12 protein-coding genes are annotated in these 17,370 nt (G+C 54.3%); 5 read left to right on the top strand and 7 right to left on the bottom strand.

The features are described from left to right. Window positions 1-37 precede the first annotated feature (37 nt). Window positions 38-1,597, bottom strand: coding sequence for a multicopper oxidase CueO (gene cueO, locus QRN24_RS11985; protein WP_284942741.1), 1,560 nt, complete (start codon window positions 1,595-1,597; stop codon window positions 38-40). 145 nt (window positions 1,598-1,742) lie between these two features. Between cueO and QRN24_RS11990 the strand changes: the two genes are divergently transcribed. The 3 genes from QRN24_RS11990 to speD all read left to right on the top strand — a co-directional run bounded on the left by QRN24_RS11990 (window position 1,743) and on the right by speD (window position 3,871). Beyond that, entirely contained in the window at window positions 1,743-2,090 is a 348-nt protein-coding gene (locus QRN24_RS11990; RefSeq protein ID WP_014882582.1) for a YacC family pilotin-like protein, read from the top strand. A 116-nt stretch (window positions 2,091-2,206) separates the two neighbouring features. Next, window positions 2,207-3,076, top strand: coding sequence for a polyamine aminopropyltransferase (gene speE / locus QRN24_RS11995; RefSeq protein WP_014168661.1), 870 nt, complete (start codon window positions 2,207-2,209; stop codon window positions 3,074-3,076). Then, the gene (gene speD, locus QRN24_RS12000; protein WP_014168660.1) at window positions 3,077-3,871 is read left to right on the top strand and encodes an adenosylmethionine decarboxylase; all 795 of its coding nucleotides are present in this window, start codon (window positions 3,077-3,079) and stop codon (window positions 3,869-3,871) included. It abuts the gene before it with no gap. Between the two features lie 31 nt (window positions 3,872-3,902). Here speD and yacL read toward each other — a convergent pair whose 3' ends face one another. After that, complete coding sequence (gene yacL / locus QRN24_RS12005) at window positions 3,903-4,265, bottom strand: protein YacL (protein ID WP_014168659.1); 363 nt, start codon at window positions 4,263-4,265, stop codon at window positions 3,903-3,905. Between the two features lie 188 nt (window positions 4,266-4,453). Beyond that, window positions 4,454-7,051 (bottom strand): bifunctional aconitate hydratase 2/2-methylisocitrate dehydratase, encoded by a 2,598-nt coding sequence (gene acnB / locus QRN24_RS12010; RefSeq protein ID WP_020882592.1) that lies wholly within the window; start codon window positions 7,049-7,051, stop codon window positions 4,454-4,456. Between the two features lie 412 nt (window positions 7,052-7,463). Here acnB and QRN24_RS12015 point away from each other — a divergent pair, with 412 nt between their 5' ends. Together QRN24_RS12015 and QRN24_RS12020 are read left to right on the top strand one after the other, a co-directional pair. Beyond that, window positions 7,464-9,002, top strand: a complete 1,539-nt coding sequence (locus QRN24_RS12015) for a DUF3300 domain-containing protein (RefSeq protein ID WP_148576527.1) — start codon at window positions 7,464-7,466, stop codon at window positions 9,000-9,002. A gap of 10 nt (window positions 9,003-9,012) precedes the next feature. Then, window positions 9,013-9,804, top strand: coding sequence for a DUF2950 family protein (locus QRN24_RS12020; RefSeq protein ID WP_284942742.1), 792 nt, complete (start codon window positions 9,013-9,015; stop codon window positions 9,802-9,804). A gap of 53 nt (window positions 9,805-9,857) precedes the next feature. Here the strand turns inward: QRN24_RS12020 and lpdA are convergent, their stop codons facing one another. The 4 genes from lpdA to pdhR all read right to left on the bottom strand — a co-directional run bounded on the left by lpdA (window position 9,858) and on the right by pdhR (window position 16,942). Further along, window positions 9,858-11,282 carry a dihydrolipoyl dehydrogenase gene (gene lpdA / locus QRN24_RS12025; protein WP_020882589.1) on the bottom strand — a complete coding sequence of 475 codons (1,425 nt, stop codon included), beginning with the start codon at window positions 11,280-11,282 and terminating at the stop codon, window positions 9,858-9,860. 198 nt (window positions 11,283-11,480) lie between these two features. After that, window positions 11,481-13,376 carry a pyruvate dehydrogenase complex dihydrolipoyllysine-residue acetyltransferase gene (aceF, locus tag QRN24_RS12030; RefSeq protein ID WP_025205387.1) on the bottom strand — a complete coding sequence of 632 codons (1,896 nt, stop codon included), beginning with the start codon at window positions 13,374-13,376 and terminating at the stop codon, window positions 11,481-11,483. Window positions 13,377-13,390: 14 nt separating this feature from the next. Continuing rightward, window positions 13,391-16,054, bottom strand: a complete 2,664-nt coding sequence (gene aceE / locus QRN24_RS12035) for a pyruvate dehydrogenase (acetyl-transferring), homodimeric type (RefSeq protein WP_014168653.1) — start codon at window positions 16,052-16,054, stop codon at window positions 13,391-13,393. A gap of 123 nt (window positions 16,055-16,177) precedes the next feature. Next, on the bottom strand, window positions 16,178-16,942 hold the full coding sequence (gene pdhR, locus QRN24_RS12040) for a pyruvate dehydrogenase complex transcriptional repressor PdhR (RefSeq protein ID WP_013095596.1): 765 nt from the start codon (window positions 16,940-16,942) through the stop codon (window positions 16,178-16,180). Window positions 16,943-17,370 lie beyond the last annotated feature (428 nt).

The raw sequence follows: 17,370 nt of genomic DNA on the forward strand, positions 1-17,370 counted from the left end.
CCTCTGGACCGGGGTCTGGGCATCAGGGCACACGATATTAAACCGTGAACCCCAGCATCATGCCCGTATCTTCATGCTCCAGCAGATGGCAGTGCGCCATATAGGCAAACGCCTTCGGTGCCTCGTGGTCAAATTTCACCAGCACCTCACTGACGCCACCTTCAACCCTGACGGTGTCTTTCCATCCCGCGCGATGCGCCTGTGGCGCGTTACCGTTTTCAGAAAGGATGCGGAACTGGGTACCGTGAATATGGAACGGATGCAGCATCATGTCGCCTTCGCCTGAAATCACCCAGCGTTCAAACTGCCCTTTTGTGGCAGCAAACATTGGCGTGTTCATGTCGAACGCTTTGCCGTTGATCATATTGGCATTGTGGAAATCGAAATCATGGGTACCGTGCCCCATGCCGCCCATTTTACCGTGGTCCATATTCATATGGCCCATCATCTCTCCGTGGTGCATACCCGCCATCGCCTGATTGCCATATTTCGCCATCAGTGCCTGCATGCCCATCATATCGAGCATCGGGTTCATGGACAGTTGCAGCTTGCGTTGGGTCAGGCCCTCGAGAGAAGGTAGCGCCGGGAGCGTGGTCAGGGCATCCGGCAGCATGCCCGAGGCCGTGACCTGCAGCGGCTGGATCTGCAGCACCGGGTGCGGCTTGTCAAAGGGTGCAACCGCCATTCCCATCTGACTGACCGGTAGCGTGACCAGGTCAAACGGTTTGCCGTCGCTGATATCCACCAGCACCTCAAAACGCTCCCCCATCAGCATCGGTAGCGTATCCACCTTCACCGGTTCAGGCAGCAGCCCCCCGTCGCTTGCGACCACGTACAGAGGACGTTTATCGCTGGTGGCGAAATTCAGTGAGCGGGCGTTACAGCCGTTGAGCAGGCGTAAGCGCAGCCAGCCTTTCGGTGCCGCATGCTGCGGGTAAATGGCACCGTTGGTCAGCAGGGTGTCGCCGAACCAGCCTACCGCCGCGCTCATGACGTCCAGCTGGTAATCAATTTGCCCGTCAGCGGTGAATTTTTTGTCCTGCACAATGACCGGCACATCGTCGATGCCCCACTGTTTGGGCAGGCGCAGCAAACGGCTTTCGTCATCTTCGATCAGCACCAGCCCCGCCAGCCCCATCGCCACCTGATGGCCCGTTTTGCCATGCTGATGGGGGTGGAACCAGCAGGTCGCGGCGCGCTGGTCCGGGGTAAAGGTCACGCTTCGCTTACCGCCCGGTTTTATGATGCCCTGCGGCCCCCCGTCCACCTCGCCCGGCACTTCCAGTCCGTGCCAGTGCAACGTGGTCTCCTCTGCCAGCGTGTTATGGATATCCACCGTTACCGCTTTCCCTTTACGTAACTGAAGTGCCGGGCCGAGAAGATTGCCGTTATAACCCCACGTTGTCGCACTGTGTGCGCCAAAGGACGTTTTACCGGACTGGACAACAAGCTGGATGCGGCTTCGGGCATCTGCGGTGAGTAAATCAGGGATCGGTAAGGCAGGTCTGTCGGCCGCAAAAGCCGCGCGGCTCCACAGCGGTAAAGCGCTGGCTACGCCAAGCGCAACGGAATATTTTAAAAAATCACGGCGTTGCATGTTCATTTCCTTATTTCCAGCAGGCGATCTTTTGAGCATAAACCCTCCCCTTACCGGAAGGTCAAGTGAAGCGGCAATAATAAAGATCGTCGGCCTGGCATCAAGTATGCTAACGTTAATTTTCCGTGATGCAGTGGTAGAAGCAATGAAGACGTTTTTCAGAACAATTTTGTTCGGTAGCCTGATGGCGATGTGTGCGAACAGTTACGCGCTGAGTGAAAATGAAGCGGAAGATATGGCCGATCTGACGGCAGTTTTTGTCTTTCTGAAAAACGATTGTGGTTACCAGAATTTGCCCAACGGGCAGATTCGTCGCGCACTGGTCTTTTTTGCCCAGCAAAACCAATGGGATCTCAGCAACTACGATAGCTTCGACATGAAGGCGCTCGGCGAAGACAGCTACCGCGATTTAAGCGGTATTGGTATCCCTACCGCCAAAAAATGCAAAGCGCTGGCTCGCGATTCACTCAGCCTGCTCGCCTACGTGAAATAACCTTCCCGACGCCCCCTTGTTGAGCCTATAGCCGTGCAACCACGGTTATAGTTAGCTATCATGTTTCGCTCATTTTTTGTGAGCGTAACGGATGTTAACAAAGGAGGAGTCCGCGTATGGCCGACCACACGTTGTGGCATGAAACACTGCATGACCAGTTTGGTCAGTACTTTGCCGTTGATAACGTACTCTATCATGAGAAAACCGATCACCAGGATCTGATCATCTTTGAGAATGCCGCCTTTGGCCGCGTGATGGCGCTGGATGGTGTTGTGCAAACGACCGAGCGTGACGAGTTTATCTATCATGAGATGATGACCCACGTCCCACTACTGGCACACGGGCATGCGAAGCATGTTCTGATTATCGGTGGTGGTGATGGCGCAATGCTGCGTGAAGTCTCCCGCCATCAATCCATCGAAACCATTACGATGGTGGAAATTGATGCCGGCGTGGTCTCTTTCTGTCGTCAGTACCTGCCGAACCATAACGCCGGTAGCTATGACGATCCGCGCTTCAGTCTGGTCATTGATGATGGGGTTAACTTCGTTAATCAGACGACCCAGACCTTCGACGTTATTATCTCCGACTGTACCGACCCGATCGGTCCCGGCGCATCGCTGTTTACCTCCGATTTCTACGAAGGCTGCAAGCGCTGCCTGAAGCCGGGCGGGATTTTCGTGGCACAAAACGGCGTCTGCTTCCTGCAACAGGATGAAGCCCTCGACAGCCACCGCAAGCTAAGCACCTATTTTGGCGATGTCAGCTTCTATCAGGCCGCTATTCCGACGTACTACGGCGGGATCATGACCTTTGCCTGGGCGACAGATAACGACGTACTGCGCCATCTTTCCACCGAAATTATTCAGGCCCGCTTCCACCAGGCCGGTCTTACGTGCCGTTACTACAATCCGGCAGTTCATACCGCAGCGTTTGCCTTACCGCAGTACCTGCAAGACGCATTATCCACTAAGGGGGTGAGCTAATTGAAAAAGCTTAAACTGCATGGCTTTAACAACCTGACCAAAAGCCTGAGTTTTTGTATTTACGATATCTGCTATGCCAAAACAGCGGAAGAACGCGATGGTTACATCGCCTATATCGATGAACTCTACAATGCCAACCGTCTGACCGAGATCCTGTCAGAAACCTGTTCGATTATCGGCGCGAATATCCTGAATATCGCCCGTCAGGATTATGAACCTCAGGGTGCCAGCGTCACGATTCTGGTCAGCGAAGAGCCGGTCGACCCTCAACTTATCGATAAAACAGAACATCCGGGCCCGCTGCCGGAAGTGGTCGTCGCCCATCTCGATAAAAGCCACATCTGCGTGCACACCTATCCGGAAAGCCATCCTGAAGGCGGGCTGTGTACCTTCCGTGCCGATATCGAAGTGTCGACCTGCGGCGTGATCTCCCCGCTGAACGCGCTGAACTATTTAATCCACCAGCTGGAATCCGATATCGTGACGATTGATTATCGCGTGCGAGGCTTTACCCGTGACATTAACGGCATGAAGCACTTTATCGATCACGAGATCAATTCCATTCAGAACTTTATGTCCGACGACATGAAGTCGCTATATGACATGATGGATGTGAACGTGTATCAGGAAAATATCTTCCATACCAAGATGTTACTTAAGGAGTTCGACCTTAAGCACTACATGTTCCATACCCGACCAGAAGATTTAAGCGAAGAAGAGCGCAAGGCCATTACTGACCTGCTCTGGAAAGAGATGCGCGAAATCTACTACGGCCGCAATATTCCGACCGTGTAAGCCGCGCTGGGAGCAAGGACGCTCCGGTGTGCTATTTCTGTTTCATGAACGCCCGGTACGCCGTCACGACTTGTAAAAAGTCTTCTACGCCGCACAGCGACAGACTCTCTTCATCGTAGTAGCTCATCCCCTCTTCCATCTCATCACCGGAGAATTCAAGCTGGTTGGCACGCACCATCACCTCTTCGCCATCCATCCACAGCGTGTATTCGTGCCCGGCACGTTGCCAGGAGCGTTCACTGCCTTTCACCGTATTTGCCGCCTGTTCAACTTCGTCCAGAAGGGCGAGATTCTCTTTCACCTCTTCGTTGAACCAGTGTCCAACGGCTTCGTGGCCCATCGACATACGCACTTTCACCACTCCGGTGATGTCGCGCAGAAATTCGTAATCCATAGTATTTTCCTCTGCAAAGCCATTACGCTAATTATCGCAGCAGAGAAGAAGAAAAAAAGCGTGGGAGGCAGGAGGAATGAAAATAAAAAGGTGAGAGCAAGACCTTGCGGTCTGATGCCCTCACCCCGTCCCTCTCCACAGGAGAGGGTGCAAACACAAAACCGCCTCCGTGAAGACGGTTTAGCTGTTTATACTGCCGTCTGGAAGATAACCCCGTCAGCCTTCTCGGTGTACTGAGAGAGCTGGTCGAAGTTCAGATAGCGATAGGTATCTACCGCCGTCTTATCCACCTGAGCCACAAAGGTCTGGTACTCTTCCGGCGTTGGCAGTTTACCAATCAGTGCCGCAACCGCCGCCAGCTCCGCAGAGGCCAGGTAGACGTTAGCACCGGTACCTAAACGGTTCGGGAAGTTACGGGTAGAGGTGGAAACCACCGTCGCACCGTCAGCCACGCGCGCCTGGTTACCCATACACAGGGAACAGCCAGGAATTTCGATACGCGCACCGCTCTTACCGAACACGCTGTAGTAGCCCTCTTCGGTCAGCTGAGCCGCATCCATACGGGTTGGCGGAGCCACCCACAAACGCGTTGGCAGCTGGCCTTTGTGGGTATCCAGCAGCTTACCGGCAGCACGGAAGTGGCCGATGTTGGTCATACAGGATCCGATGAACACTTCGTCGATCTTGTCGCCCTGAACGTCGGAAAGCAGACGCGCGTCGTCCGGATCGTTCGGTGCACACAGGATTGGCTCTTTGATATCCGCCAGATCGATGTCGATCACTGCCGCGTATTCTGCGTCAGCATCGGCTTCCAGCAGCTGTGGATCCGCCAGCCATTTTTCCATGCCCTGGATACGGCGCTCCAGCGTACGACGGTCGCCGTAGCCTTCAGCAATCATCCACTTCAGCAGCACGATGTTAGAGGTCAGATACTCAATAATCGGCTCTTTGTTCAGCTTGATGGTACAGCCAGCAGCAGAACGCTCCGCGGACGCATCGGTCAGTTCGAATGCCTGCTCGACTTTCAGATCCGGCAGACCTTCAATTTCCAGAATACGGCCAGAGAAGATGTTTTTCTTCCCTTTCTTCTCAACGGTCAGCAGCCCCTGTTTGATGGCATACAGAGGGATAGCATGCACGAGGTCACGCAGGGTGATACCCGGCTGCATTTTACCCTTGAAGCGCACCAGAACCGATTCTGGCATATCCAGCGGCATCACGCCGGTCGCAGCAGCAAACGCCACCAGCCCCGAGCCCGCTGGGAAGGAGATACCGATTGGGAAACGGGTATGGGAATCACCACCGGTACCGACGGTATCAGGCAGCAGCATACGGTTCAGCCAGGAGTGAATAACACCGTCACCCGGACGCAGCGACACACCGCCACGGTTCATGATGAAGTCAGGCAGCGTGTGGTGCGTGGTCACGTCAACCGGCTTCGGATACGCGGCAGTGTGACAGAAGCTCTGCATCACCAGGTCAGAAGAGAAGCCCAGGCACGCCAGGTCTTTCAGTTCATCACGGGTCATTGGGCCAGTGGTGTCCTGAGACCCCACAGAGGTCATCTTCGGTTCGCAGTACGCGCCAGGACGGACACCGGCGACGCCGCAGGCGCGACCCACCATTTTCTGCGCCAGGGAGTAACCACGATTGCTTTCCGCCACATCTTTCGCATGACGGAACACGTCGCTGTGCGGCAGACCCAGCGCTTCACGCGCTTTGGTCGTCAGGCCACGACCGATGATCAGCGGAATACGGCCACCGGCACGCACTTCGTCAATCAGCACGTCGGTTTTCAGCTCAAAACTCGCCAGCAGTTCGTTGGTTTCGTGGTTGCGCACTTCACCTTTGAACGGGTAAACGTCAATCACGTCGCCCATATTCAGGTTAGAGACATCCACTTCGATCGGCAGTGCGCCCGCATCTTCCATGGTGTTGAAGAAGATTGGCGCAATTTTGCCGCCCAGCACCAGGCCGCCGCCACGTTTGTTAGGCACATGAGGGATGTCATCGCCCATGAACCACAGTACGGAGTTGGTCGCGGACTTACGGGACGAACCGGTACCCACTACGTCACCGACGTATGCCAGCGGGAAACCTTTTTCCTGCAGAGCTTCGATCTGTTTGATCGGGCCAACGCTGCCCGGCTGATCCGGCTCAATACCTTCACGGGCATTTTTCAGCATCGCCAGCGCGTGCAGAGGAATATCAGGACGAGACCACGCATCCGGAGCCGGAGAGAGGTCATCGGTGTTAGTTTCACCGGTCACTTTGAAGACGGTAACGGTGATTTTTTCAGCCAGTGCAGGACGGTTCAGGAACCATTCGGCATCGGCCCAGGATTGCATAACCTGTTTCGCGTAGGCGTTGCCGGCTTTGGCTTTTTCTTCCACATCGTAGAAGTTATCGAACATCAGCAGCGTTGAGGAGAGCGCTTTGGCGGCAATCGGTGCCAGCGTGTCGTTATCCAGTGCGTCAATCAGCGGATGAATGTTGTAGCCACCCTGCATGGTACCGAGCAGTTCAATAGCTTTTTCAGGAGTAACCAGTGGGGAGGTTGCTTCGCCTTTGGCGACGGCGGCAAGGAATCCGGCTTTTACGTAGGCAGCTTCATCTACGCCAGGCGGTACACGGTTGATCAACAGATCTAACAGGAATTCTTCTTCGCCCTTAGGCGGGTTCTTCAGCAGCTCGACGAGCGCGGCCATTTGGGTTGCATCTAAAGGTTTGGGTACAATTCCCTCGGCGGCACGTTCTGCTACGTGCTTACGGTATTCTTCTAGCACGACGGTTCTCCTCGCTCTCATTGTCATATGCGGCGGGCGTTCTCTTCACGCTCCTGTGAGACAGCAGTTTGTAGGGTAAATGCCCGATACCGCGTCGGGCAGCATAGCAGGATTTCTGCACAGTGTTAATCCGTTTACAAAAAAGCAACATTAAAAAATTTGCTGAATCGTTAAGCATGGTGTAGCGGGCAGGTGCAACGAATTCTGACTGCAAAAACCGTGAGTGCGACCTTCTGAATATTCCGGCGGCATTTCAGCCATCCGATATAATTGTGTAATAAATACTCACACTCTTTATCCGGACGTACCGGATGATTCCCCACAAAAGTCAAAACAGTAAAAGACGGGTGATTGATACTCACGCCAACCGTAACGCCTCACGGCACAGCGCTTGTCTCGTTGGAGTCATTTTATGAAGTTGCCCTTTAAGCCACAACTGCTTGTCCTTCTGTGCAGTGTCGGGCTGTTTGCCGCCTCAGGCGTCATGTTCGTTAAAAGCCGCGCAACGGAGCCTGTGGCTCCTGCCCCCGTCGCACAACAACCGGCTGCGCCGCCTGCCGCCCCTGCCGTTCAGCCAGCACCGGTCGCCGCGCCAGCCTACACGGCCGCGCAAATTGATCAGTGGGTCGCCCCCATCGCGCTCTACCCGGATGCCCTGCTATCGCAAATTTTGATGGCTTCGACTTACCCGGCCAACGTCATCCAGGCGGCACAGTGGTCAAAAGACAACCCTAAACTGCAGGGCGATGCCGCCATTCAGGCCGTGGCGAATCAACCCTGGGATCCGAGCGTAAAATCACTGGTGGCGTTTCCTCAACTGATGTCCCTGATGGGCGAAAATCCACCCTGGGTGCAGAGCCTGGGCGACGCGTTTCTCGCGCAGCCGAAAGATGTGATGGATTCCGTGCAACGTCTGCGTTTGCTGGCGCAGCAAACCGGTGCATTGCAATCAACACCGCAGCAAACGGTCACCACCGAGACAAAACCGGCCCCGGCGAAAACGGCCACCAGCCAGACAACAAGCACCGCCACGACGTCAGCCCCGACGGTCATTAAAATTGAGTCCGCCGACCCGCAGGTGGTTTACGTTCCCACCTACAACCCGAATACCGTGTATGGCACCTGGCCGAACACCGCTTATCCGCCCGTCTATTTACCGCCCTCCCCGGGAGAGCAGTTTACGGACAGCCTGGTCAAAGGCTTAGGGTTCAGCCTGGGTGTGGCGACAACCTACGCTATTTTCAGCAACATCGACTGGGATGATGACGATGACTGGGATCACCACCATGATGACGACTGGGATCACCACGGCGGCTATAACCGCAACGGTGATAACAACATCAATATCAACGTTGAGAACTTTAATAAAATCAGCGGCCAGCGCCTGACGGACGCCAACCGCACCTGGCAGCATAACCCGGCCTATCGTGAAGGAGTGCCCTATCCCACCAACACGCTCAACAATCGCTTCCACTCAACGAACACGGCAACGGGGCTAAGCGCGACGCAGCAAAAACCGGTCAACCGGGACAGCCAACGGCAGGCTGCGCTGAGCCAGATGGAGAAATCAACGGGAAAAACCTTCCCGCAAACCGCGCGTCCGGGCACCAAAGATGCACAGCGTCAGGCGTCAACCGCCCAGCTGAAGCAAATTTCCCAGCGCAACAACTACCGGGGCTACGACACCAAACCGCAAACGGCACAGCGGACAGCCGCTAAGACGCGAGACAGTCGCCCGACCACCACGCAAAGGCAAGAGAAACGGGTTTCGCAGCCTGCGCGGAGTAGCCAGCCGCGCGCCAATGCGCTCAGCGGTAACGACAGTCGTTCCGCCAACTGGCAAGCCCAGCAGCAGCGAGGCGCCCAGAGCAGGCAACAGGCTGCCCGCCATCAGCAACCGCGCCAGACGTCTACCGGGCGTGCTGAACACCGTGAATTCCGTCACCGTTAAGGAAGCCGACATGAAAAGCAAATTACTCAGTGGGTTCGCGTTATTCATGCTGTCGGCCGCCGCAATGGCGCAGCAATCTTTCAGCACGCCAGACCAGGCAACCGATGCGCTGGCCAGCGCCATCAGTGAGCAAAATGAAAGCGCGATGAACACCCTGCTCGGTGAGAACTGGCGTGATTTCCTGCCGCCGGAAGGGGTGGATCCTGATGCCGTGGATCGCTTCCTGCGCGACTGGAAAGTTCGGCACAATACGGTCGTTGACGGGAATAAGGCACATCTTGTGGTCGGTGACAGCGACTGGCAGCTACCTATTCCGGTGATCAAAACCGCCTCTGGCTGGCAATTTGATATCAAAGAAGGGGCTGAAGAGATCCTGACCCGCGAGATTGGCCGCAACGAGCTCGCCGCCATCGAGGCGCTGCACGCGTATGTGGATGCACAGCAAAGCTATTTTGCGCTGAACCAGAAATATGCGCAGAAGATTGTCAGCTCAGCCGGCAAAAAAGACGGCTTATACTGGCCGGCCTCGCCCGGCGAAGCCCCCAGCCCACTCGGTCCGGCCTTCAGCCCGAAAGAACCCGGCACTGGCTATCACGGCTACCGTTTTCGCATCCTGCCGGATAAAAACGGTTTTGCCATGGTGGCCTGGCCAGTCAGCTACGGTCAGACGGGCGTGATGAGCTTTGTAATAAACCAGACCGACAAGGTGTATCAGTCGGACCTCGGTAGCGAGTCAGAGAAGAAAGCGCAGGCGTTACCTGCTTATCACCTGGATCACACCTGGCAACCGGTCGCCCCATAACACAGGCAAAAAAAAACGCCTCCGGAGGAGGCGTTTCGCAATCATGAAGAAACTTATTTCTTCTTCGCTTTCGCGTTAGGCAGGTCGGTGATGCTACCTTCGAACACTTCTGCCGCCAGGCCAACAGACTCGTGCAGAGTCGGGTGAGCGTGGATAGTCAGCGCGATGTCTTCAGCGTCACAACCCATTTCGATAGCCAGACCGATTTCACCCAGCAGCTCGCCGCCGTTGGTACCGACAATCGCACCACCGATCACACGGTGAGTCTCTTTGTCGAAGATCAGTTTGGTCATACCGTCTGCGCAGTCGGAAGCGATAGCACGGCCAGAAGCAGCCCACGGGAAGGTGGCGGTTTCGTAGCTGATGCCTTTCTCTTTCGCTTCTTTCTCAGTCAGACCCACCCATGCCACTTCTGGCTCGGTGTAAGCGATAGATGGGATCACTTTCGGATCGAAGTAGTGTTTCATGCCGGCGATAACTTCAGCGGCAACGTGACCTTCGTGAACACCTTTGTGCGCCAGCATTGGCTGACCGACGATATCGCCGATAGCAAAGATGTGCGGCACGTTGGTGCGCAGCTGTTTGTCAACGCGGATGAAGCCACGGTCGTCCACTTCCACGCCTGCTTTGCCCGCGTCGAGGTTTTTACCGTTCGGTACACGGCCGATAGCCACCAGCACGGCGTCGTAACGCTGTGGTTCGGCAGGGGCTTTTTTGCCTTCCATGGAAACGTAAATACCGTCTTCTTTTGCTTCAACGGCAGTCACTTTGGTTTCCAGCATCAGGTTGAATTTCTTGCTGATACGTTTGGTGAAGACTTTAACGATGTCTTTATCGGCAGCCGGGATAACCTGGTCGAACATTTCAACCACGTCGATCTCTGAACCCAGCGCATGGTACACGGTACCCATTTCCAGACCGATGATACCGCCACCCATAACCAGCATACGCTTAGGTACGGATTTCAGCTCCAGCGCATCGGTGGAATCCCACACGCGTGGATCTTCATGTGGAATGAATGGCAGCTGAATTGGACGGGAACCCGCAGCGATGATCGCGTTGTCGAAGTTAATAACGGTTTTGCCGTTTTCGCCTTCCACTTCCAGGGTGTTCGCGCCGGTGAATTTACCCAGACCGTTTACCACTTTCACTTTACGGCCTTTGGCCATACCTGCCAGACCACCGGTCAGCTGAGTGATAACTTTCTCTTTCCAGGTACGAATCTTGTCGATATCGGTTTTCGGCTCGCCGAAGACGATACCGTGTTCAGCCAGTGCTTTGGCTTCTTCGATAACTTTCGCAACGTGCAGCAGAGCTTTAGAAGGGATACAGCCTACGTTCAGGCAAACACCACCGAGGGTGTTGTAGCGTTCTACGATTACGGTTTCCAGACCTAAATCAGCGCAACGGAAGGCAGCAGAGTAACCCGCCGGGCCTGCCCCAAGTACCACGACCTGAGTTTTGATTTCAGTACTCATCATGACCTCTTATTGATTTCCGGCGGTCCAGGTACTTGTCGCCCTTCATCCACCGGGACGTTCTATCCGCCCGCAGTTTACAAAATTGTTAACAATTTTGAAACAACAAACGGCTCACGAATTGTCGCTTTTCGCCAATAACCTCACAGACCACATGAGATTAACAGAAAAAAGCCGGCCGACTGGCCGGCTTTTCGATTACATCACCAGGCGGCGAATGTCGCTCAGGGTGTTGTTGATGATGGTGATAAAACGCGCACCATCAGCACCGTCGATCACGCGGTGGTCGAAGGACAGAGAGATTGGCATCATCAGACGCGGCACGAACTCTTTGCCATTCCATACCGGTTCCATCGCGGACTTGGACACACCAAGGATAGCCACTTCCGGCGCGTTAACAATCGGTGCGAAGTGGGTAGTACCCAGGCCGCCGATGCTGGAGATAGTGAAGCAGCCGCCCTGCATTTCGCCGGCAGTCAGCTTACCATCACGCGCTTTTTTGGAGATGGTGGTCAGTTCACGGGACAGCTCAGTGATGCTCTTCTTGTTCACGTCTTTAAAGACCGGAACAACCAGACCATTTGGCGTATCAACCGCAACACCGATGTTGATGTATTTCTTCAGCGTCAGCTTCTGGCCATCTTCGGACAGGGAGCTGTTGAAGCGTGGCATCTGCTCAAGCGCCGCAGCAACGGCTTTCATGATGAAGACGACTGGGGTGAATTTCACGTCCAGTTTACGCTTCTCAGCTTCGGCATTCTGCTGTTTACGGAACGCTTCCAGATCGGTGATATCCGTTTTGTCGAAGTGCGTAACGTGCGGGATCATCACCCAGTTACGGCTCAGGTTGGCACCAGAGATTTTCTGGATACGACCCAGTTCCACTTCTTCGATTTCACCGAACTTGCTGAAGTCCACTTTCGGCCATGGCAGCATGCCCGGGATACCGCCGCCAGCGGCAGCAGCAGGGGCAGCTTCAGCGCGTTTCACCGCGTCTTTCACATAGGCCTGAACGTCTTCGCGCAGGATACGACCTTTACGGCCAGTCCCTTTCACTTTTGCCAGGTTTACACCGAATTCGCGCGCCAGGCGACGAATCAGTGGCGTAGCGTGAACGTAAGCGTCGTTCTCAGCGAACTCAGATTTACCTTCTGCTTTTGCAGCAGGGGCAGCAGCAGGTTTAGCCGCCTGAGCCGGTGCAGCGGCAGGTGCTGGTGCAGCAGCGGCAGCCGGAGCAGCAGCTGGCGCAGCGCCTTCCACTTCGAAGACCATGATCAGAGAGCCCGTAGACACTTTGTCGCCGGTGCTGATTTTGATCTCTTTAACGGTACCCGCGAATGGCGCGGGTACTTCCATAGACGCTTTGTCGCCTTCAACGGTAATCAATGACTGTTCAGCAGCAACTTTGTCGCCCACTTTTACCATCACTTCGGTGACTTCAACTTCGTCACCACCGATGTCAGGTACGTTGACATCTTTCGCACCGCCAGCAGCAGGTGCAGCGGCCGGCGCTGGCGCAGCAGCCTGAGCAGGTGCGGCAGCAGGTGCAGCACCTGCCACTTCGAAGATCATGATCAGAGAGCCGGTAGAAACTTTGTCACCGGTGTTGATCTTGATCTCTTTAACCGTACCTGCGAATGGCGCCGGCACTTCCATAGAGGCTTTGTCGCCTTCTACGGTGATCAGGGACTGCTCAGCCGTAACGGTATCGCCCACTTTCACCAGGATTTCAGTGACTTCTACTTCGTCACCGCCGATGTCAGGCACGTTGACTTCTTTTGCCGCAGCAGCTGCTGGTGCAGCAGCCGCAGGAGCAGCTTCTTTCTTCTCTTCCTGCGCAGGTGCAGCAGCTGCTGCACCGTCGGCGGAATCGAAAATCATGATCAGTTTGCCAGTCTCGGTTTTATCGCCAACAGAGACTTTGATCTCTTTAACGATGCCAGCCTGAGGAGACGGAACTTCCATAGAGGCTTTATCGCCTTCTACAGTGATCAGCGACTGTTCAGCTTCAACTTTGTCGCCCACTTTGACCAGGATCTCGGTGATTTCAACTTCATCAGCCCCGATGTCCGGTACTTTGATTTCGATAGCCATTCTTCTTTTACCTCTTACGCCAGACGCGGGTTAACTTTATCTGCATCGATGTTGAATTTGGTGATTGCGTCCGCAACCACTTTCTTATCGATTTCGCCACGTTTAGCCAGTTCGCCCAGTGCTGCTACAACCACGTAAGATGCATCCACTTCGAAGTGGTGACGCAGGTTTTCGCGGCTGTCAGAACGACCGAAGCCGTCAGTACCCAGTACGCGGTAATCATCAGCCGGTACGTAAGTACGAACCTGCTCAGCGAACAGTTTCATATAGTCAGTAGACGCAACCGCAGGCGCGTCGTTCATCACCTGAGCGATGTATGGAACGCGTGGCGTTTCCATTGGGTGCAGCATGTTCCAGCGCTCACAATCCTGGCCATCACGCGCCAGTTCAGTGAAGGACGTTACGCTGTACACGTCAGAGCCAACGCCGTAGTCGTTCGCCAGGATCTGTGCCGCTTCACGTACGTGACGCAGGATAGAACCGGAGCCCAGCAGCTGAACTTTACCTTTGCTACCTGCAACGGTTTCGAGTTTGTAGATACCTTTACGGATACCTTCCTCGGCACCTGCTGGCATGGCCGGCATGTGGTAGTTTTCGTTCAGCGTGGTGATGTAGTAGTAAATGTTCTCTTGCGCTTCACCGTACATGCGCTGCAGACCGTCATGCATGATGACTGCCACTTCGTACGCGTAAGACGGGTCGTAAGAGATACAGTTAGGGATAGTCAGAGACTGAATATGGCTGTGACCATCTTCGTGCTGCAGACCTTCACCGTTCAGGGTCGTACGACCAGAAGTACCACCGATCAGGAAGCCGCGAGCCTGCTGGTCGCCTGCCTGCCAGCACAGGTCACCGATACGCTGGAACCCGAACATGGAGTAGTAAATGTAGAACGGGATCATCGGCAGGTTGTTGGTGCTGTAAGAGGTCGCAGCAGCCAGCCAGGATGCGCCTGCGCCCAGCTCGTTGATACCTTCCTGCAGGATCTGACCTTTCTCGTCTTCTTTGTAGTAAGCAACCTGCTCACGGTCCTGCGGGGTGTACTGCTGGCCGTTCGGGCTGTAAATACCGATCTGACGGAACAAACCTTCCATACCGAAAGTACGCGCTTCGTCGGCAATGATTGGAACCAGACGATCTTTGATCGACTTGTTCTTCAGCATCACGTTCAGGGCACGAACGAAAGCGATAGTGGTAGAGATCTCTTTGTTCTGCTCTTCAAGCAGCTGAGAGAAATCTTCCAGCGCTGGCAGTTCCAGCTTCTCGGTGAAGTTAGGCTGACGAGCTGGCAGGTAGCCTTTCAGCGCCTGACGACGTTCGTGCAGGTACTTATGCTCTTCAGAACCTTCAGGGAAGGTGATGTAAGACAGGTTTTCTACCTGCTCATCGGTCACTGGAACGTTGAAACGGTCGCGGATATAACGCACGCCGTCCATGTTCATTTTCTTAACCTGGTGAGCGATGTTTTTACCTTCTGCGGTATCACCCATGCCGTAACCTTTGATGGTATGGGCCAGGATTACAGTCGCTTTACCTTTGGTTTCACGCGCTTTTTTCAGTGCAGCGTAAATTTTCTTCGGATCGTGGCCGCCACGGTTCAGAGCCCAGATCTGTTCGTCAGTCCAGTCTGCAACCAGTGCTGCGGTTTCAGGATATTTACCGAAGAAGTGCTCACGAACGTAGGCACCGTCTTTGGATTTGAAGGTCTGGTAGTCACCGTCAACGGTTTCGTTCATCAGCTGGATCAGTTTACCGCTGGTGTCTTTACGCAGCAGTTCGTCCCAACGGGAACCCCACATCACTTTGATAACGTTCCAGCCAGCACCTGCGAAGATGCCTTCCAGTTCGTTGATGATCTTGCCGTTACCGGTTACCGGACCATCCAGACGCTGCAGGTTACAGTTGATGATGAAGCACAGGTTGTCCAGTTTCTCACGGGTCGCAATGGTGATTGCGCCTTTCGATTCTGGCTCATCCATCTCGCCATCGCCCAGGAAGGCGTAGACGGTCTGTTCAGAGGTGTCTTTCAGACCACGGTGTTCCAGATATTTCAGGAATTTAGCCTGATAGATAGCACCGATTGGGCCCAGACCCATGGATACTGTCGGGAACTGCCAGAATTCTGGCATCAGTTTAGGGTGTGGGTAAGAAGACAGACCTTTACCGTGAACTTCCTGACGGAAGTTGTTCATCTGCTCTTCAGTCAGACGACCTTCCAGGAATGCACGTGCATAGATGCCCGGAGAGATGTGGCCCTGGAAGTACACCAGATCGCCGCCGTCTTTCTCGTTAGCTGCACGGAAGAAGTGGTTGAAACACACTTCGTAAACGGTCGCAGAAGACTGGAAGGACGCCATGTGGCCACCCAGTTCCAGGTCTTTCTTGGACGCGCGCAGAACGGTCATGATGGCGTTCCAGCGGATTGCAGAACGGATACGGCGTTCCAGATCCAGATTGCCCGGGTATTCCGGTTCGTCTTCAACGGCAATCGTGTTTACGTAGTTGCTAGCCCCTGCACCTGAAGCAACCTTCACACCGCCTTTGCGGGCTTCAGAAAGCAGCTGATCAATCAGATACTGAGCACGCTCAACACCTTCTTCACGGATGACCGATTCGATCGCCTGTAGCCAGTCGCGAGTTTCGATCGGATCCACGTCATTTTGGAGACGTTCTGACATGGGGGTATTCCTTATCTATCTAATACGTTGATTTGTCTGGAACCTGTCCCATTGTGCTCTTGGGCAAGAACACAATAAGACAGGTTCTGCGTTTAGTTGCCGCGCTCTAAAAAACCCTGGCGCTTAATCCTTTCGTTGCTGTATGCGGCGTAATGAACGTTCGCGACGCGATTGTTCACGGCTGCGGTCCAGCAAGATTTCCTCAATGAAAGCCAGATGTCGGTGCGACGCTTCGCGCGCCTGCTCCGGTTCCCCGGCCATTATCGCCTCGAATACTCGGGTGCGATGGTTGCTTACCAATGGGAGCATGTCCCGACGGGCATACAACAATTCAAAATTCTGACGAACGTTCTGGGCCAGCATCGGCTCCATGCAGCGTAGCAGATGGAGGAGCACAACATTGTGTGCAGCTTCGGTGACGGCGATTTGATACTGGACAACGGCATTGGACTCGGCGTCTAAATCGCCGGATTGCTGTGCCCGTTCAATGGCCTGATGAAGTTCGCGGATACGCACGCGATCTTCATCAGTGCTACGAAGTGCGGCGTAATAGGCCGCGATACCTTCTAGCGCGTGACGGGTCTCAAGCAGATCAAACTGGGATTCTGGGTGGTCAGAGAGAAGTTCTACCAGCGGATCGCTGAAGCTCTGCCACAGGCTGTTTTGCACAAAGGTTCCGCCGCCCTGGCGACGAAGCAGCAAGCCCTTTGCTTCGAGACGTTGAATCGCCTCACGCAGAGAGGGACGTGAAACGTCGAACTGTTTTGCCAGCTCGCGTTCTGGCGGAAGTTTCTCACCCGGGCGCAGTGTCCCTTCGAGGATTAAAAACTCCAGCTGCTGCTCAATCACATCAGATAGTTTTGGTTGGCGAATTTTGCTGTAGGCCATATTCCCTGTCTTACGCCTTTTTGCCCGGAGTCAATTGGTCTTACCAATTTCAAGTTCGTATCGCTAAAGTAACAAAGTATTCACCTTCTGTCCATATTGGTTTTGATTGAAATCAGTAAACCCTGCACATTTTAACAACCTTACAGAAATAACGTTTCAGAAATGTAACTTCGCACAAATGAGTTAGTTACTCCCTTAGTGGGAGTTTTAACCTTAATGAAACGAGGGTTTTTGCAGTCTGAAGCGATTCAACAACGCAAAATATGAAATTTTGCCCACTTACGGAGCATTTCTATTCTATAGGTTGGGGTAAGAAGGGTTAGCGGGGTGATTTACAAATGCTTTCTTTTTATTCAACTCGTCATCGCCCCGTCATAAAGCAGGTGCAATCGCTGGCGCTTACCACTATTCTGGCGCTTACGGAAGAC

Source organism: Enterobacter sp. MEB024 (genome assembly GCF_030209635.1).
Taxonomy (GTDB): domain Bacteria; phylum Pseudomonadota; class Gammaproteobacteria; order Enterobacterales; family Enterobacteriaceae; genus Enterobacter; species Enterobacter ludwigii.